The sequence below is a fragment of the Austwickia chelonae genome, assembly GCF_003391095.1.
Taxonomy (GTDB): Bacteria; Actinomycetota; Actinomycetes; order Actinomycetales; family Dermatophilaceae; genus Austwickia; species Austwickia chelonae_A.
On the sequence record NZ_CP031447.1, the window covers coordinates 1,600,651 to 1,617,201 of the forward strand.

Below are 16,551 nucleotides of genomic sequence, written 5' to 3' on the forward strand. Positions count from 1 at the left end.
GATCGGTCAGGACACGCGGTAGGAGCGCACCAGGCTCTGCAACCCTGAGGCGGTCTTCGACATCGAAACTGCTGCATCCAGTGCGGATCCCGCCCCGACAGCCACCTGCTTGGACTGGTTCGCCAACTCCTCCACCGTGACGGCGATCTGCTGAGAACCGTCGGACGCATCCTGCACCGAGCGGGTCATCTCCCGGGTGGTCGCGGTCTGTTCCTCCACGGCTGAGGCGATGGTCGACTGGGTCTCGTTGATCCGACCGATGACATCCGTGATCTTCTGCAAGGCAGTGGTCGTCGCCGCAGCATCCTCCTGGATACCCAGAACCTTCGCCGAGATGTCCTCCGTGGCCTCTGCGCTCTGTCGGGCCAGGTCCTTCACCTCGTTGGCCACGACGGCGAAACCCTTACCGGCCTCTCCGGCTCGGGCAGCCTCGATGGTGGCATTGAGCGCAAGCAGGTTGGTCTGTTCAGCGATGCTGGTGATCGACTTCATCACTTCACCGATGAGCACCCCTGACGTGCTGAGCTTGTCGACGATAGAGGCGGTGTCAGCAGCCTCCCTGGCAGCTTCTTCGGCCACCTGCGCTGCCCGGCCGGCTGCTGCAGCGATCTCCTCGATGGAGGCGTGCATCTCCTCGGTTCCGGCAGCTACCGTGCTCACATTCCCACTGACGACATCGGCACGTTCAGCGGCATTGCCGGATCGCGAAGAAGTCTCATCTGCCACTTTTCCCAGGTGCTGGGCGGTCGAGGTCAGCTCTTCGGAAGAGCGGGTCAGATCGTTGGCGTCATGGCCGATCTGCCGAACCATCTGAGCGACTTGTTCAGTGCGATGGTTGAACGCCTTTGCCAACTCGTGCAGTTCGAGGACGCCGGCCGGAGCCAGCCGGAAGGTCAGATCCTTGGAGTCGTTCACGCGCAATTCTTGGGTGAACCGGCTGATGACAGAACCAATCTGTCGATTCACCAGCAGCAAGACCCCCGCGAAGGCCGCAGCGGACAGGAAAGCGGACCCCGCCAGGGCGTACTGCGCCTTGTCCCGGGCGTCCCGACCGTCCTGAACGTCCTTCTGCAACCGGGTCGAGAGACGCCGGTCGAAATCGGTGATGGGTGCCATGATCTTCGACACCTCGTCGGAGTACTCCTTGCCATGGACCAGTGAGACCGCCAACGATCGTTTCTGCGCCGCAGGCAAAGCCTGGTCCTCTGCAGAGAAGGACCATCCGGCCACGGCGGGGGGCATCTGGCTGTTCGGCACACCCTGCGCCTCGTAGACCAACCGCATGGCCCGAGTCTCCAATTTGACCAGATTGGCGGAATTGGCGCTTGCCTGGTCGACCAAGGCCAGCTCTTCAGCCGGTGTGCCCTGCTCCTTCAGCTTCTGCAAGGCCTTCGCCTGGGACTTGGTCGTGTTGATCTCCGTCCAGTACCGATCACTCCACTGGGTGTCACCGGTCGCAGCGAATGCACGGATGTTGTTCGTCAGGAGCGCTGAGGAATCAGCCACGGCTCGCGCAGCAGCCAGGGAGGCTGACTGCCGCTCCAAGGCGAGGTCTGCGCTCGCACCGGTACGGAAAGCCACGACGACCGCGCTCCCCGTGACGACCGCGAGGATCAAAGCGGCTACTGCAGCGATACGGATCAGTGTTGACTGACGCATGAAGAGAGCCCTCCGTGTGGATGGATTCTCGTTCTTGTCGGCTGAGGAAATCGATTTTTGAGCTGCACACTTGGGCCACGACGATCACCGGTCCGTGGGCTAGCTGTTACTCGGTCAGGCCTCCACCCGCCCGTAGGTGCGTTTGGCTTTTTCCAGGGCCGAGACGTAGCCGGCTCTGCCGTATCCGCTCGTGTCGACATCGACCGGGACGGACAGCAAACCACGGGCGGAGTCGACGGAGGGGAAACCTTTACGGTTCAACCAGGTGTCCAAGCCATTGATCAGATCCTTTGCGGACGACTCACCGCCGCGGACCAAGGCAGAGGTCGACATCACGACATCTGCTCCGGCCAGCAGATAACGAACGACGTCATCAGCGCTCTCCACCCCGGTCGTCCCCGCCAACGACCCGCTCACTCGGCCGCGCAGGGCTGCGATCCAGGTTTGCGGGAGCCGTGCCTCCGAACGCGACGAGAGCACCAGGCCAGATTCAACCGTCACCGATTCGATGTCGATCTCCGGCTGGATCCACCGGTTGAAGAGCACCAGCCCGTCCGCGCCGGCCTGGTCCAGGCGGAGCGCCACCGACCCGAAGGAGGAAAAATACGGTGAGAGTTTCACCGCAACCGGTATCGATACTGCTGCTTTCACCCGTTTGAGGATCTCCACATGTCGTTCTTCGACGAGTCGACCATCCACGTCTAGGTCTCCAGGGACCAGGTAGATGTTCAACTCTATTGCGGCAGCTCCGGCGTCCTGCATCTGGCGGGCGAAATCGGCCCAACTGCCGATGGTGGAGCCGTTCAACGAAGCGATCACCGGGATCTCGACCGCCTTGGACGACTCCTCCAGGAGATGGAGATAACGGGTCGACAGGCCGGAGTCATTACTGGGCACCGTGGGGAAATAGGACAGCGACTCCGCGAAGGACTCCTCGTGGAGCTCTTCCAGCACGAGGTCACGGGCTGCTTCATGGCGCAGTTGCTCCTCGAAGAGCGAGAAAAGGACCACTGCGCCTACTCCGCCATCGGCGAGTCTGCGGACGCCTTCCACGCTCTGGCTGAGCGGCCCGGCCGAGGCGACCACCGGATTGCTCAGCTCAAGTCCGAGATAGCGGGTCGTCAGGTCTGCCATTGCTCAGCTCTCCTTCCGGGCATCTGCGGCGAAGGCCTCGGCTTCGCGGGTCGCCATCTTTTCGTACTCGTCCCAGCGGCGAGCCACCTGGGATTGCCCCAGTTCCAGCAGGCGGTCGGCCTCGGCGGGGTCTGCTCCGGCCAGCATCCGGAAGCGCAGCTCGTCCCGGTGATAGTCCCGCAAAGTGATCCGTGGGCGGGGGCTGTCCAGCAGGAAGGGATTACGTCCTTCCATCCGCAGGATCGGGTTGTACCTCATCAACGGCCAATGTCCGGAACTCACCGCCTTGTACTGCTGGTCCAGGCCCTTGCGCATATCGATGCCGTGGGCGATGCAGTGGCTGTACGCGATGATCAGGCTAGGTCCGTCATATGCTTCCGCTTCGCGGAAGGCTTTCAGCGTCTGTTGCGGATCTGCGCCCATGGCGACTCGAGCGACGTAGACGTGTCCGTAGGCGGTCGCCTGTAGAGCCAGGTCCTTCTTCGCGGTGGTCTTTCCTGCTGCCGCGAACTTGGCCACCGCACCTAAAGGTGTCGATTTGCTGCTCTGCCCGCCGGTGTTCGAATAGACCTCGGTGTCCATGACCAGCACGTTGACATTTCGACCGGAGGCCAGGACATGGTCCAGGCCTCCGGAGCCGATGTCATAGGCCCAGCCGTCGCCACCGACGATCCAGACCGACCTGCGCACCAGATGGTCGACGACGGAGACCAGGTCCTTGACGGCGACACCGTCCGTATCGGCCAGGCGCTGTCGTAGCTCGGCGACCCGCGCCTGTTGGGCATGGATCTCGTTCTCCCGGGCCTGAGGCGCCTCCAGAATCGCATCGACCAGGTCGGCGCCGATCTCCTCGCGCAGCGCCGATAGGCGTTGCCTGGCCAGCCCGGCCTGCAGATCCGCAGCCAGACGCATACCCATCCCGAATTCGGCGTTGTCCTCGAAGAGACTGTTGCTCCACGCCGGTCCACGCCCTTCGGTGTTCTTCGTCCACGGTGTCGTGGGGAGGTTTCCGCCGTAGATCGATGAGCACCCCGTGGCATTGGCGACCATTGCGCGGTCCCCGAAGAGTTGTGTCAGGAGCTTCACGTACGGGGTTTCACCGCACCCGCTACATGCGCCCGAGAACTCGAACAGTGGCTCGAGGTACTGGATGCCTCGCACGGTGCCGAAATCGACCTTGCTGCGCGTATTCACCGGGATCGATTCGAAGAAGGCCACATTGGCTTTGGTGGGTTCCCGGTCCCGGACAGGTTCAACATTGATCGCTCGCCGGTTCGGACGATCGATCGGGGTGACAGGACAGGCCTCGACGCACAGCCCGCAGCCGGTGCAGTCCTCGGCGTACACCTGAAGGGTGTACCGCTCACCGGGGATTCCGGCAGCATTCAAGGGAGCAGAGACAAAGGATGCTGGGGCACCTTCGAGATGGGTGGTACGGAAACGTTTGGCCCGTAGCACCGCGTGCGGGCACACCAACGAACAGTTACCGCACTGAATGCAGTCCTCGTCGCTCCACACGGCCACGGTCTCTGAGATATTCCGCTTTTCGTACGCCGTGGTTCCGCTGGGGTAGGTGCCGTCGACCGGAAGCGCGCTCACCGGGAGGTCATCGCCGCGTCCGATCAACATCTTCGCCGTGACCTCCCGGACGAAACCGGGTGCATCGGCCGGGACCGGCGCGATGAGTGTTTTCTCACCGATGGCTTGCCCAGGTACTTCGACGCGGTGCAGAGCATTGACTGCGGCGTCGACGGCGGCCTCGTTACGAGCGACGACCTCTGCGCCCCGGCGGCCGTAGGTCTTCCGGATCGATTCCTTGACCTTCAAGACGGCTTCTTCGGCGGGAAGCACTCCGGAGATGGCGAAGAAACACGTCTGCAACACCGTATTGGTGCGCCCGGGCAGCCCGGCCTCCCGGGCGACCTCGGTTGCGTCGATGCAGTACAAACGCAGGCCCTTCTCCAGGATGCCTTCCTGGAGAGGACGAGGCAGCTGTGCCCAGAGCGCCTCCGGCGGATACGGTGCGTTCAACAGCAAGGTGCCACCGGGTTGAGCGAACTCCAGGATGTCGACCCGCTCGGCGATCGACATGTGATGACAGCCCACGAAGCCGGCCTGGCGTACTAGATAGGGTGCCCGGACGGGTTTCGGGCCGAACCGTAGATGTGAGACGGTCCGTGAGCCGGATTTCTTGGAGTCGTAGACGAAGTACCCCTGGGCGAAGGTGCCCTCCTGCGAGCCGAGGATCTTGATGGTGTTCTTGTTCGCTCCGACGGTGCCGTCGCTGCCCAGCCCGTAGAAGACCGCTCCCACGGTGCCCGCAGGCATGATGTCCGGCTCCGGGCCGACCTCCAAGGAGAGGTGGGTGACGTCATCGGTGATCCCGACCGTGAACCTGGGACGCGGCTCTTCACCTGCTAGTTCGGCGTAGATCGCTTGAACCATCGCTGGAGTGAATTCTTTGCTGGACAGCCCGTAGCGTCCTCCGGTGACCAAGGGCATCACCGCTCGTCGACCGCGGGAGACGGCCTCACCCAGCGCTGCCAGCACGTCGAGGAAGAGCGGCTCGCCGATGGACCCGGGTTCTTTCGTACGGTCGAGCACCGCGACCCGGCGAACGCTCTGGGGGAGTGCTGCTACCAACTCTTCGGTGGGGAAAGGCCGGTACAGGCGTACCCGGAGCACTCCGACCTTCTGCCCATCCGCGGCGAGATGCTCAACGGTCTCGATGACCGTTTCAGCGCCCGAGCCCATGATCACTACGACGTGTTCGGCATCAGGGGCACCGAAGTACTCGACCAGGTGGTAACGGCGTCCGGTCAGCGTCGCCAACTGATCCATCGCGTCCTGGGTGATCGCCGGCGTCTCCTGGTAAAAGGTGTTGGCGGTCTCTCGGGACTGGAAATAGGTGTCCGGGTTCTGCGCCGTTCCACGGATGAAGGGGTGTTCCGGTGAGAGGGCACGTTCCCGGTGTGCTCGCACGAGTTCGACCGGTACCAGCGTGCGCAGGTCGTCGTCCGAGAGCATCTGCAAGGTGTTGAGCTCATGGCTGGTACGGAAACCGTCGAAGAAATGGATGAAGGGCACCCGGGATCGCAAGGTGGCCAGTTGAGCCACCAGCGCCATGTCGTGTGCCTCTTGCACGGAGGCGCTGGCCAACAAGGCCCAGCCGGTCTGCCGCACGGCCATGACGTCCTGGTGGTCACCGAAGATGGACAGCCCTTGGGTCGCCAGGGATCGTGCGGCGACGTGGATGACGGCGCTGGTCAGCTCCCCGGCGATCTTGTACATGTTGGGGATCATCAGGAGCAGCCCCTGACTGGCGGTGAACGTGGTCGACAGGGCTCCGGCCTGCAGCGCGCCGTGGGTGGCCCCGGCTGCACCGCCTTCGGACTGCATCTCCACGACGGTGGGGACGGTTCCCCAGATGTTGGTTCGGCCGTGTGCCGACCATTCGTCGGCGAGTTCGGCCATCGTGGAGCTGGGGGTGATCGGATAGATCGAGCACAGTTCGTTAAGGCGATAGGCCACCGATGCTGCGGCTTCGTTGCCGTCGATGATCGCGGTTGTCATCAGAGCAGACCTCCCTGGCGTACGTCGTCAGCGCTGGTGGGTCCTTGTCCTGGGCCGGTCAGGGGACGATCAGGCCGACCTTCGGGGACCATCTCGATGGCGTGGACCGGGCACTGTTCGTAGCAGGTGCCGCAGCCGGTACATCTGTCGTAGTCATAGCGGTAGCGGTGCCCTCGTCCGAGCTTGATGACGGCATGTTCCGGGCAGGATCCGAGGCAGCCGTCGCATTCGATGCAGTTGCCGCAGGACAGGCATCGTTGTGCTTCGAAGACGGCTTGTTCGGCGTCGAGCCCGCCGACGACCTCGTCGAAGGCGCCGATCCTGGTATCGGGGTCCAGCTCGGGTTGGGCGCGGCGGGCGAAGTCGCCGAAGTACCACAGATGCAGGTCGTCGAGGTGGACGACAGGATGTTTGTCAGGGCGCTGGCCGAGGCAGGAGTTCAGCCAGGCATCGATCGTACGAGCGGCTCGTTTGCCGTGGCCGACGCCGATGGTCACGGTGCGTTCAGAGGGAACGGCGTCTCCACCGGCGAAGATCCCGGGGACATCGGTCATCAGGGTGGTCGGGTCGACCTGCACGATGTCGCCGTCGAAGCGCATTCCTGGGATCGAGCGGAGGAAACCGCTGTCGGCTTCCTGACCGAGAGCCAGGATGACGGTGTCGGCTGCCAGTTTCTCGTAGCGTCCGGTGCCGCGAGCTTTGCCGTTCTCGTCGAGTTCCATGATCTCGACGGTGAGGTCGTCATCGACTTCGGTAATGGTCCGCAGCCAGTTCATCCGTACGCCTTCGCGTTCGGCTTCGGTGGCTTCCTCGGCGTGCGCCGGCATCTGTTCCTTGGTGCGACGGTAGACGATCATCGTCTCCTCGGCTCCGAGCCGACGGGCAACGCGGGCCGCGTCCATGGCCGTGTTGCCGCCACCGTAGACGGCGACGCGACGTCCCATGATGGGGCGTTCTCCGCTGGCGACGGTGCGGAGGAAGCTGACTGCGTCGACGACCTTCTCGGCATCTCGTGCGGGCAGATCGACTCGTTTGGACAGATGTGCGCCGATGGCGACGAAGACGGCGTCGAAGCCACCTGTTTTCTGTTCGGTGAGGAGGTCCTTGACCACATGGTCGGTGACGATGCGGATCCCCATGTCTGTCAGTCGGACGATTTCTCTGTCGAGCACGCTGCGGGGGAGGCGGTACTCGGGGATGCCGTAGCGCATCATGCCGCCCGGTTGCGGGGAGCTGTCGTGGATCTCGACTTCGTGGCCGCGCCTGGCCAAGTGGTAGGCGGCGGAGAGCCCGGAAGGCCCGGCCCCGACCACGAGGACCCGACGTCCAGAGGCCGGCGGCGGCTCCGGGAAACGCCATCCTTCTTCTAGCGCAAGGTCTCCGAGGTGACGTTCCACGCCATGGATGGAGATGGGGCTGTCGAGGTCAGCTCGGTTGCAGCTGCTCTCACAGGGGTGGTAGCAGACGCGTCCGTGGACGGCCGGGAAAGGGTTGTCCCGGGTGAGGACCACCCAGGCCGCGTACGGATCCCCGTTCTTGAGGAGCCGAAGCCATTCCTGGATGTTCTCCCCTGCTGGACAGGCGTTGTTGCACGGTGGAAGAAGGTCGACGTACACCGGCATACGGGAGCGCACGGGGGCGACTCGTCCCGAGGCCTGGCGGAGGTCGGGCAGCTGGGTGATGTCACGGCGTAGCGGGGGCATTGACACACCTCGTTGTGGGTCGACGACAGACAGAGGGATCGTAGCCCTATGTTGAGACCCCGAGGAGGGACCTTCCGCCCGGTGGCTTCAACTGCTCCTCGAACGCGAGATCAGTTGCGGTTCAGTAAGGTCCGCACTGCGGCCGAGAGAACACGATCAGTGGGGGAGCCCGCAGGGCAAGCCGGTGCACCCGGAGCCGCGCCGCTCTTCTCCAGCACGAAGGCCGTGGCCGCATTCAGCACGGCTTTCTGCCCCGGAGTGAAATGGGTCCATCCGGCGCGCAATGCGCCGAGGTCACCGTGGACCTGTGCGGCGGAACAGACCGTCTCGGCGCTGATGCGCCCGTTTTTCGAGGCCTTCACCATGAAGGCGTACAAATCGTCGTGGCTGGCTTCGTCCATGGGAGTCACCAGCGGTTCAACGGTGGGCCAGAGCCTGCCGAGTTCCTCGGCGAACCGCCGAAGGTCCGGATCATCGAGTTCGGTGAGGTCAGGGGGAGGGCCGTGCCGGTTCGGCATGAGCAGTCTCCGATCGTGGGTTGAGGACGAGGTCGATGTGGGAACGCTTCACAGGTCTGCTTCGTTCCTTCCTGTTCACGGTGCCCGAATTTACGCCGACCGGTGACGGCCAAGCTCGGCCCACAGCCATCGGCGTCTACTGTGGGCGGGTGAGTGAAAGCATCAAAGTCGCTGTCATCGGCGCTTCTGGACGCATGGGATCAACTGTATGTCAGGCGGTCGAAGAGGCTCCTGACCTGGAACTTGTTGGCCGGTTCGATGTCGGGGACCAGCTCGGTGATCTCGCAGGAGCCGAGGTCGTGGTCGAGTTCAGCGTCCCGGACGCGGCTCCGGGAAATGTGGCTCACTGTCTGGAACGGGGAGTTCACGTGGTCGTCGGGACGACCGGGTGGGACGAAGGACGTCTCGCCGTGCTGCGCAAGCAGCTTTCCGAAGCGCCCGAAGGAACCGGCGCGCTCATCGCGCCGAATTTCGCGATCGGCGCGATCCTCATGATGAATTTCGCCAGGACCGCAGCACGTTTCTACGAGTCCGTCGAGATCGTCGAATTGCACCATCCGAAGAAGGTGGACGCACCTTCCGGGACGGCTGCCCGAACCGCTGAGCTCGTCGCGGCAGCCAGGAAGGACGCCGGGCTGGGCGCGGTACCGGATGCGACGACGCAGGATCCGGACGGCGCTCGCGGCGCCCAGGTCGAGGGGATCCACGTGCACGGGGTGCGACTGCGCGGGTACATCGCGCATCAGGAAGTGCTCTTCGGTGCTGAGGGCGAGGGGCTGACGATCAGGCACGACAGCTTCGACCGGGTCAGCTTCATGCCTGGCGTGCTGGAAGGCGTCCGTGGAGTTCGCTCGCACCCGGGCCTGACGATCGGCTTGGAGCACTACCTGGGCCTGAGCTGACCTCCGGGTCGGCCGCACGCATGGTTGAGGGCCCCGCCACATCGGTGGCGGGGCCCTCAACCATGCGTGCTTCGGTGCCGATCAGCAGCACCGGGATTTCGGGTTGCGTTCCATCTCGTCGTACTTGTCCCGCCAGAACTGTCGTTTGGTGGGGACCGATGCGTCGGGATGGTGCCTGCGCAGATGATCGACGTAACGGTCGTAGGCGTCGGCACCGGTCACCCCGTTGCACCACCATCGGAAAGCTCCGGTGACACGTCGGATACGTGCGAGGCTGTCACGGCTCATGACGTCAATGATGACCGCGGGTGGGCGTGGGGTCGAGGCCTGCTGCCTTCCACTCCGCCAGAACTTCTTTCTCCAACGGGGTGGGAAGGAAGGACGCCGGAGCGAAGATCTTGCTGGGGGTGGACTCCTCCTCACTGGTCGGCATTCCGCCTGCACGGAAGGCCTTCCAAACCACCCACATGGTGGTGGCGAAGACGATGAGGACGAGTAGCGCGTAGATGACCGACAGGCCCAGCTGGATGCTGGAGTTGAAGATCACCTGGTCGATCTGTTCCGGTGTCTTGGCGGTCTGGAAGCTCTGGGCTCCGGACTCCTTCGCCTTGATCGCTGCTTGTCGTACCGCGTTGTACCCGAGCTTCACGTCGGAGGAGAAGATCTTCTGGAACGAAGCGGTCTGCGTGACGATCAACAAGCCGAACAACGGCAGTCCAGGGATCCAGGAGTACTTGAACATCCCCTTCTTGCAGACGATGGCGAAGACGACGCACAGGGCGATGCAGGCCAACAGCTGGTTACTGATGCCGAACAGTGGGAACAGTGTGTTGATGCCGCCCAGCGGGTCGGTCACCCCCATGTAGAGGATGCCGCCCCACCCGAGCACCACGATGGCCGAGCAGACCCAAGCACCGACTCTCCACGAGGGGTCGGCGAAACGCTTCATCCCGGGGATGTGTGCAATCGCGTCGGAGAACATGAACCGGGCGACTCGGGTGCCGGCATCGATGGTGGTCAGGATGAACAAGGCCTCGAACATCACCGCGAAGTGGTACCAGAAGGCTTTGTTACCCAGCAGGTTGAGCAAGGGGGTTTGGTGCATGACATCGGCCATGCCCATGGCCAGGGTCGGTGCGCCACCTGTTCGGGAGATGATGGTGCTCTCGCCGACCTGCTTGGCGGCGTCGACGTACATCGAGGCATCGACGGAACCCAGGGGCGCGCCGCCGGGGCCGACCAGGCCCAGTCCGTTGGTGTAGGCCGCTGCTTTCGCGGGGTCGGGCGCTCCGGTGAGCCCACCGGGTGCATTCATCGCGAAGTACAGATGCTGGTCGAGGGTGCAGGCAGCCACCAGGGCCATGATCGCGACGAAGCTTTCGGTGAGCATGCCGCCGTAGCCGATGATCCGGGCCTGTTTCTCCTTCTCGATCAGTTTCGGTGTGGTGCCGGAGCTGATCAGGGCGTGGAACCCGGAGACCGCACCACAGGCGATGGTGATGAACAAGAAGGGGAAGAGCCCGCCGGAGAAAGCAGGTCCGGTGCCGCTTTCGGCGAACTTGGTCACGGATGGCATCTGGATGGTGGGGCCGACCACGACGATGCCCACGGCGAGCAGGACGATCGTGCCGACCTTCATGAAAGTCGACAAGTAATCGCGGGGAGCCAAGAGCAGCCACACCGGGAGGACCGAGGCCGCGAATCCGTAGAGCGCGATGATGATGGCCAGGGTCGGCTTGTCCAGGATGAAGTAGTGCGCGAAGGAGGAGTCTGCCACGTACTTGCCGGCCACGATCGAGATGACCAGCAGGACGACACCGATCAGTGAGATCTCGTTCACCGCACCTGGACGCAGGTAGCGCAGGTAGACACCCATGAACAGAGCGATCGGGATGGTGCAGGCGATGGAGAAGAGGGCCCAGGCGGACTCGGCCAGCGCACCGATCATGACAACGCCGAGTACTGCGATGAGCATGATCATGATGGTCAGTACGCCGATGATGGCTGCCCAGCCGCCGATGGGGCCGAGTTCTTCCCGGGCCATCTGCCCAAGGGACCGGCCGTTTCGGCGCATTGAGAAGTGCAGCACCATGTAGTCCTGAACGCCGCCGGCGAGGATCACGCCGAAAACGATCCATAGCGTTCCAGGCAGGTATCCCATTTGGGAGGCGAGGATGGGGCCGACGAGCGGACCTGCGCCAGCAATGGCGGCGAAGTGGTGTCCGAAGAGGACCCGCCGATCCGTCGGCATGAAGTCTTTGCCGTTGTCGAACTTTTCAGCCGGGGTGGCCCTGGCGTCATCGGGTTGGAGGAGCTTGCGCTCGATATAGCGCGCGTAGAACTGCAGCGCTATCAGATAGCTTCCGACAGCGGCGAAGACGAACCATCGGGCGTTGACCTCCTCTCCACGGACGAGGGCGATCATGATCCAGCCGACTCCGGCCAGGACGGCACAGACGGCTAGGTAGATTCGGGTCTTCCGCGTCAGACGCGAAGGCTCGTTCACAGCGATCGGAGGTAGCGCAGGGTCGTTCCGGACCTTGGCCTCCGTCACGGTGTCGACGCTCATTGTCGGCTCCTCGATGGGTGCTAGAACACGGGCAAGTTACCCATGGGTGTCAGCCCCGGGAAGCGCATCGCGCAAAGAATCGCCGACCGTTAGACGGTGGTGACCTGCACGAATACTCTCCCCTGAGTAGTTATGGGAGTGTATTCGACTCAGGGAGAATGATTCTGGCCTGTCCACCATGGACCGGAAGTACCGCTACATCGGGAATCTTTTCATGGTGATTCTTTCCGCGAGAAGGTCAGTAGTGATATACGCGGGCTTGACGTGAAGCACAGGCAAAGCGGAGAGCAGCATCGGCTCCGTCGAGCCTGACGCGCGGCAAGGCCTCACCGAAGGGGAGAACCTGTCCGCAGGGACACCACGAGACGCACCTCGGTCACCGTCCGTCCCTCGGGGTCGACCACGCGTTCCCGGCGGGCGCCATCGGCAACGAAACCCGCTCCCTGGAGGTGGGCCCGCATCTCCTCATGTCCGATCAGAACCCAGCTGATGAGTAGATCACCGCCCCGCTGCTCGACACTCTCTGCCACGGCAGCCATCAGCCGGCTGGCGTGGCCCCGGCACCGATGACGTTCGACGACGCCGAACAGGAGCAACTCGGTGGCATCCAGGTCCGGTTCGTCGCCCGGCGCCACCGCCGCTAGACCGACGATGCTCTCGTCCTCCGCTGCGATCAGGAGCAGGTGGTCGGCCGACGGCGGGGCGGACAATGAGGAGCGCCAGGCCTGAGCGAAGGACTCAGGGGTGCACAGGGCGAGGGCTTCGGCCGGCAGGACATCGGTGAAGGCGCCAACCCACAGATCTGCCTGGACCGCTCCGACCGCCTCGGCGTCGTCCGGGTTGGCTTGCCGAACAGTCGAACGAGAAGCCACGAGCCCGGTCGGTTCTGCGGTGGCGCGACGGCGGGGGAAGGGGAGCGGAACACTCATCGACAAGGCCTCGCTATACGTTGATAAGTGACGAAAGCGAAGGCGAAACGATCATCACGATCGGTCTCCGCCCATTGGGATGGTTCGAGCACGGGGAAATGGATCTCACCGGAGGCTTCCGCATCGACCTCGGTTACTTCGGCATGGGTCGCGAGGGGGAGGAAAGCTTCGTAGATCTCCCCACCTCCGATCACCATGATGTGATCGGATCCGGGCAGCGCACGGGCAGCCTCCAGCGCCGCCACCGGGTCATGGGCGACAGTAGCGCCTTCGGCGGACCACTCGGTGTCCCTGCTCAGGACGACGGCGGGGCGACCGGGCAAAGGGCGGCCGATCGCCGCCCAGGTGCGTCGGCCCATGATCAGCGGGTGCCCCATCGTCAACCGACGAAAACGCTGCTGGTCCTCACGCAGATGCCAGGGCTGGTCCTGCCCGTCTCCGATCACCCGGTTCGCGGCGATCATCGCGACCAGCACGATCTGCTCGCCGTCGAGGGCCTGGGGAGTCCTGGTGTGGGTCATACCGCGATCGGTGCCTTGATCGTCGGGTGTGGGTCGTAGCCGACCAGGCGGACATCCTCGATCAAGTGGTCCTCCAGTCGTTCCCGAGGAGCGAGCTCCAGCGTGGGCAGGGGTCGGGGTTCACGTGCGAGCTGGGTCCGGGCCTGATCCAGATGATTCAGGTACAGATGGGCATCTCCCAGGGTGTGGACGAAATCACCGGCTTCCAACCCGGTGGCTTGGGCGACCATGTGGGTCAACAACGCGTAAGAAGCGATGTTGAAGGGCACGCCGAGGAAGACGTCTGCGCTGCGCTGGTAGAGCTGACAGGACAATCGCCCTCTGTCGACGTGGAACTGGAAGAGGACATGGCATGGGGGGAGCGCCATCGAGTCGACTTCGGCGACATTCCAGGCGGACACGATGTGTCGTCGGCTGTACGGATCGGACCGGATGGCGGAGATCACCTTCGTGATCTGATCGATGCTGTTCCCGTCCGGGGTGGGCCAGGAGCGCCACTGATGTCCGTAGACCGGGCCGAGCTCGCCGTCGACGTCCGCCCACTCGTCCCAGATCGTGATGCCCTGCTCCTGGAGCCAGCGCACATTGGTGTCGCCGCGCAAGAACCAGATGAGCTCACCCACGATCGAACGCAGATGTAGTTTCTTGGTGGTCAGTACGGGAAACCCTGCGGACAGGTCGAAACGCATCTGGTGTCCGAAGACTCCGAGCGTCCCGGTTCCGGTCCGGTCGTCGCGGGGCGTTCCCTCATCGAGGATGCGTCGAAGGAGATCGTGGTAGGCCTGCACAGGGAAGAAGCCTAGGGCCTTCGGTCGGCAGGTTGTTCAGGCTTGCCGGGGCGGGCCGGTTCCGAGCTACGGGGGTGAGTTGTGATGCCCATCACAGTGGCGTGGCGTTGTCTGCGAATCGCCCGCTCGTCGATTCAGGATGGATCAGGTGGTCGTGGCGCCATCCGGACCCCCGAGCGGGTGACGCCACGGCTGCCGTCCACGTCAGAAAGCCTGAGGCTCGTGGCGCTGCTATCGCGCGGACAGCGTCGACGGGCCCTGCGCAGCGAACTTCCGGACACTTCTCCTCGACGAGGGTCTGTGGAAGAGGAACCAGGTCGATCCATGGGCGGCAGTGCCCTGAGGTGCCCATCGGCGATACCGTGAAGGGGAATGTCCTGTTCCTCCGCCACATCCTCAGGAGCCCGAATCACGTGAGCCATCCCCACCCCGAACTGACTGCACCCGAACCGCTTGCGCCGTCGGGCGTCCGAATCGTCGCCCTCGGTGGTCTGGGCGAGGTCGGACGCAATATGACAGTCGTGGAGTACAACTCCAAACTTCTCATCGTCGACTGCGGAGTTCTCTTCCCCGACGACCACCAGCCCGGAGTGGATTTGATCCTGCCGGACTTCGGTTACATCGAGGAACGAGTCGACGACATCGAGGCCGTCGTTCTCACCCACGGGCACGAAGACCATATCGGCGCAGTGCCCTACCTCCTGCGCCTGCGCAAGGACATCCCTCTGCTGGGGTCGAATCTGACGCTTGCGCTCCTGGAGGCCAAGCTCCGGGAGCACCGCATCAAACCGGTGCTGCGGAAGGTCGTCGAGGGAGAACGGGCCACGGTCGGCGGGTTCGACCTGGAGTTCCTCGCGGTGAACCACTCGATTCCCGATGCCTTGGCCGTGGCGATCCGTACCGAGGCAGGTCTCATACTGCACACCGGTGACTTCAAGATGGACCAGCTGCCGCTCGACAAGCGGGTCACGGACCTTCGGGGGTTCGCCCGGCTCGGCGAAGAGGGGGTGGACCTCTTCCTCACCGATTCCACCAATGCCGAGGTGCCCGGATTCACCATGCCGGAGAAGGACATCTACCCGGCGCTGGAAACTGTTTTCGAGAAAGCGGATCGGCGGATCATCGTCGCCTCGTTCGCTTCCCATGTCCATCGTGTCCAGCAGGTGCTCGATGCGGCAGAAGAATTCGGCCGCAAAGTAGCTTTCGTCGGTCGATCGATGGTGCGCAATATGACCATCGCCGAAGAACTCGGCTATCTCCGCGTTCCCGGTCGCACCGTGGTCGACGTTCGTAAGCTTCGCGACTTCCCTGACGATGAACAGGTGCTCATCTGCACCGGATCGCAGGGAGAGCCGATGGCGGCGCTTTCCCGTATGGCCAACCGGGATCACGCTATCGAGGTCGGGGAAGGGGACACCGTCATCCTTGCCTCCTCCTTGATTCCTGGAAATGAAAATGCCGTTTATCGGGTGATCAACGGATTGATGAGACTCGGTGCCACGGTGGTGCATCGCGGGAATGCCAAGGTGCATGTCTCCGGGCACGCCAGCGCCGGTGAGCTTCTTTACTGTTACAACGTCGTCCGTCCGACAAATGTCATGCCCGTCCACGGGGAGTGGCGGCATCTCGTGGCAAATGGTGCACTGGCCATCGCCACGGGGGTTCCCCGCGACCGGGTCGTTCTGGCCGAGAACGGTGTCGTTGTCGACCTGGTCGACGGCCTGGCCCGTATCGCCGGTGCGGTGGACTGCGGATATGTCTACGTCGACGGCTCCTCAGTCGGTGCGACCGACGAAGCCCTGTTGAAGGACCGTCGAATTCTGCGGGATGAGGGTTTCGTCACCGTCATCGTCGCCGTCGATGCCAGCAGGGGAAAGGTCTCCTCGGAACCGGAGATCCTGTCGCGCGGTGTCGCCGAGGATCAGGAGACCTTCCGCAAAGTGTCCCCCTTGATCGTGGAGGCCGTCGAGGACGCCATGGGTAAGGGTGTCGTGGACACCTACCAGTTGCAGCAGCTGATTCGACGAACGGTCGGTTCGTTTGTCGGCGGAAAATTGCGTCGTCGCCCGATGATCATCCCCGTCGTCGTCGAGGTCTGATCCATCCCCGGGTGCACCCGAGTCGTCCAGGTAATTTCCAGGTGCATCCGGGGTGGTCTGCAGAATTCCCATCTGTTTTGAGCAATCTGAACAACGATGTTTAATGTGGATTCTTTATATGGTCGTCGTTGCGATGAAAACGCAGGTCGAGGCTTT

Annotated in this window: 12 protein-coding genes; 2 read left to right on the forward strand and 10 right to left on the reverse strand. The window is 63.5% G+C overall.

Going from position 1 to position 16,551, the window contains the following annotated elements; all coding sequences use genetic code 11:
- Positions 1-6 precede the first annotated feature (6 nt).
- From DX923_RS07005 to DX923_RS07025, 5 genes are all read right to left on the reverse strand, one after another.
- Positions 7-1,659, reverse strand: coding sequence for a methyl-accepting chemotaxis protein (locus DX923_RS07005; RefSeq protein WP_205413114.1), 1,653 nt, complete (start codon positions 1,657-1,659; stop codon positions 7-9).
- Positions 1,660-1,773: 114 nt separating this feature from the next.
- Complete coding sequence (locus DX923_RS07010; RefSeq protein WP_116113689.1) at positions 1,774-2,793, reverse strand: dihydroorotate dehydrogenase-like protein; 1,020 nt, start codon at positions 2,791-2,793, stop codon at positions 1,774-1,776.
- Between the two features lie 3 nt (positions 2,794-2,796).
- Positions 2,797-6,366, reverse strand: coding sequence for a pyruvate:ferredoxin (flavodoxin) oxidoreductase (gene nifJ, locus DX923_RS07015; protein WP_116113691.1), 3,570 nt, complete (start codon positions 6,364-6,366; stop codon positions 2,797-2,799).
- The gene (locus DX923_RS07020; protein WP_116113693.1) at positions 6,366-8,069 is read right to left on the reverse strand and encodes an NAD(P)-binding protein; all 1,704 of its coding nucleotides are present in this window, start codon (positions 8,067-8,069) and stop codon (positions 6,366-6,368) included. The genes nifJ and DX923_RS07020 overlap by 1 nt, the downstream gene beginning before the upstream one ends.
- Before the next feature lie 110 nt (positions 8,070-8,179).
- A complete protein-coding gene (locus DX923_RS07025; protein WP_116113695.1) occupies positions 8,180-8,587 on the reverse strand; it encodes a hypothetical protein in 408 nt (135 codons plus the stop codon).
- Between the two features lie 149 nt (positions 8,588-8,736).
- On the opposite strand from DX923_RS07025, the gene dapB reads away from it, so the two are divergent.
- A complete protein-coding gene (dapB, locus tag DX923_RS07030; RefSeq protein ID WP_116116205.1) occupies positions 8,737-9,489 on the forward strand; it encodes a 4-hydroxy-tetrahydrodipicolinate reductase in 753 nt (250 codons plus the stop codon).
- A gap of 81 nt (positions 9,490-9,570) precedes the next feature.
- On the opposite strand, the gene DX923_RS07035 is transcribed toward dapB, so the two are convergent.
- The 5 genes from DX923_RS07035 to DX923_RS07055 all read right to left on the reverse strand — a co-directional run bounded on the left by DX923_RS07035 (position 9,571) and on the right by DX923_RS07055 (position 14,296).
- The gene (locus DX923_RS07035; protein ID WP_116113697.1) at positions 9,571-9,777 is read right to left on the reverse strand and encodes a YbdD/YjiX family protein; all 207 of its coding nucleotides are present in this window, start codon (positions 9,775-9,777) and stop codon (positions 9,571-9,573) included.
- 4 nt (positions 9,778-9,781) lie between these two features.
- A complete protein-coding gene (locus tag DX923_RS07040; RefSeq protein ID WP_116113698.1) occupies positions 9,782-12,058 on the reverse strand; it encodes a carbon starvation CstA family protein in 2,277 nt (758 codons plus the stop codon).
- A 326-nt stretch (positions 12,059-12,384) separates the two neighbouring features.
- Entirely contained in the window at positions 12,385-12,987 is a 603-nt protein-coding gene (locus DX923_RS07045) for a GNAT family N-acetyltransferase (protein WP_116113700.1), read from the reverse strand.
- Positions 12,984-13,508 carry a dihydrofolate reductase gene (locus DX923_RS07050; RefSeq protein ID WP_116113701.1) on the reverse strand — a complete coding sequence of 175 codons (525 nt, stop codon included), beginning with the start codon at positions 13,506-13,508 and terminating at the stop codon, positions 12,984-12,986. Before DX923_RS07050 ends, DX923_RS07045 begins: the two co-directional genes overlap by 4 nt.
- Positions 13,505-14,296: a thymidylate synthase gene (locus DX923_RS07055; protein WP_116113703.1), complete on the reverse strand. Its 792-nt coding sequence runs from the start codon at positions 14,294-14,296 to the stop codon at positions 13,505-13,507. Before DX923_RS07055 ends, DX923_RS07050 begins: the two co-directional genes overlap by 4 nt.
- Before the next feature lie 413 nt (positions 14,297-14,709).
- On the opposite strand from DX923_RS07055, the gene DX923_RS07060 reads away from it, so the two are divergent.
- Positions 14,710-16,395, forward strand: a complete 1,686-nt coding sequence (locus DX923_RS07060) for a ribonuclease J (RefSeq protein WP_116116206.1) — start codon at positions 14,710-14,712, stop codon at positions 16,393-16,395.
- The last annotated feature ends 156 nt before the right edge of the window (positions 16,396-16,551 follow it).

Bases quoted from the DNA above. Each gene is read 5' to 3' on its own strand.
- DX923_RS07010 (WP_116113689.1), bottom strand. From the start codon at position 2,793: ATGGCAGACCTGACGACCCGCTATCTCGGACTTGAGCTGAGCAATCCG.
- DX923_RS07050 (WP_116113701.1), bottom strand. From the start codon at position 13,508: ATGACCCACACCAGGACTCCCCAGGCCCTCGACGGCGAGCAGATCGTG.
- DX923_RS07025 (WP_116113695.1), bottom strand. From the start codon at position 8,587: ATGCCGAACCGGCACGGCCCTCCCCCTGACCTCACCGAACTCGATGAT.
- DX923_RS07040 (WP_116113698.1), bottom strand. From the start codon at position 12,058: ATGAGCGTCGACACCGTGACGGAGGCCAAGGTCCGGAACGACCCTGCG.
- nifJ (WP_116113691.1), bottom strand. From the start codon at position 6,366: ATGACAACCGCGATCATCGACGGCAACGAAGCCGCAGCATCGGTGGCC.
- DX923_RS07035 (WP_116113697.1), bottom strand. From the start codon at position 9,777: ATGAGCCGTGACAGCCTCGCACGTATCCGACGTGTCACCGGAGCTTTC.
- DX923_RS07045 (WP_116113700.1), bottom strand. From the start codon at position 12,987: ATGAGTGTTCCGCTCCCCTTCCCCCGCCGTCGCGCCACCGCAGAACCG.
- DX923_RS07020 (WP_116113693.1), bottom strand. From the start codon at position 8,069: ATGCCCCCGCTACGCCGTGACATCACCCAGCTGCCCGACCTCCGCCAG.
- DX923_RS07005 (WP_205413114.1), bottom strand. From the start codon at position 1,659: ATGCGTCAGTCAACACTGATCCGTATCGCTGCAGTAGCCGCTTTGATC.